1 protein-coding gene is annotated in these 1,098 nt (G+C 65.7%); it reads left to right on the forward strand.

What is annotated here, in order from left to right:
• Positions 1-274 precede the first annotated feature (274 nt).
• Positions 275-1,024, forward strand: coding sequence for a molybdate ABC transporter substrate-binding protein (gene modA, locus NS355_RS17860; RefSeq protein WP_058746877.1), 750 nt, complete (start codon positions 275-277; stop codon positions 1,022-1,024).
• Positions 1,025-1,098 lie beyond the last annotated feature (74 nt).

Below are 1,098 nucleotides of genomic sequence, written 5' to 3' on the forward strand. Positions count from 1 at the left end.
CGAGTTTATGTGGGTAGAAAGCACGACTTGAACTTTGATCGCCGCGCTCAGCATGGGCGACGAAGCGTAAAAGATCCTCCCCGGTACGGGGAGGTGGCAGCCCGCCGGGCTGACGGAGGGGGCTTCAGCCAAGGGCGTCTTATGTGGCGGTCCCCCTCCACCACCGCTTCGCGGCGGTCCCCCTCCCCGTGCCGGGGAGGATCTGTTGGGATAAAATCGTTCCTTGTGCGTTACAGCCTTTGAACGCCATCAAGGCGAAAAGGGGACGCCGTTGATGGGACTACGATTTGCAGCACTGATTGGCGCACTCAGCCTGTCCGTTCCGGCCGTTGCGCAGGTCCGCCCCCCGCTGGTCCTTGCCGCTGCCAGCCTTCAGGAATCGATGACCGCCGCCGCCGATGCTTGGGCGAAGAAGGGTCATCCCCGCCCCGTGATCTCCTTTGCGGCCTCCTCCGCGCTGGCGCGGCAGGTGCAGGCGGGTGGCAAGGCCGATCTGTTCGCTTCGGCCGATGAAGAATGGATAGATGTCCTGCAAAAGGACGGCCTGCTCGCCGACAAGACCCGCAGCGCGTTTCTGGGCAATCGGCTGGTCGTGATCGCGCCTGCGGGCAAGGGCGGACAGGTGACTACGCGCACGCTGGGCAAGACGCTCTCCGCCGGGCCGCTCGCCATGGCGGATACCGACAGCGTGCCCGCCGGCAAATATGGCAAGGCCGCGCTCAAGAAGCTCGGTGCCTGGGAGATGGTCGCATCCCATGTCGTGCGCGCCGAGAATGTCCGCGCGGCGCTGGCCATCGTCGAGCGGGGCGCGGCCCCTTATGGCATCGTCTATGCCACCGATGCGAAGGCGTCGCCGCGAGTCCATGTCGTCGGACTGTTCCCGGCGGCGAGCCATCCGCCGATCACCTATCCGCTCGCCCGGCTAAAAGCCTCGACCAACCCGGAGGGCGAGGGCTTTCGCCGCTTCCTGCTGTCGGGCGAAGGCAAGGTGATTTTCCGCCGCTATGGTTTCGCGACGCGATGACGGCATGATGCTGTCGGCCGAGGAATGGGGTATCGTTCGCCTGTCGCTGCTGGTCGGCGGCACGGCGATGCTGG

The sequence above is a fragment of the Sphingomonas yabuuchiae genome (genome assembly GCF_001477495.1).
GTDB classification, from domain to species: Bacteria; Pseudomonadota; Alphaproteobacteria; order Sphingomonadales; family Sphingomonadaceae; genus Sphingomonas; species Sphingomonas yabuuchiae_A.

What these genes read in the sequence shown, in the direction of transcription:
- modA (WP_058746877.1), top strand. Translation starts at nt 275, where the DNA reads ATGGGACTACGATTTGCAGCACTGATTGGCGCACTCAGCCTGTCCGTT.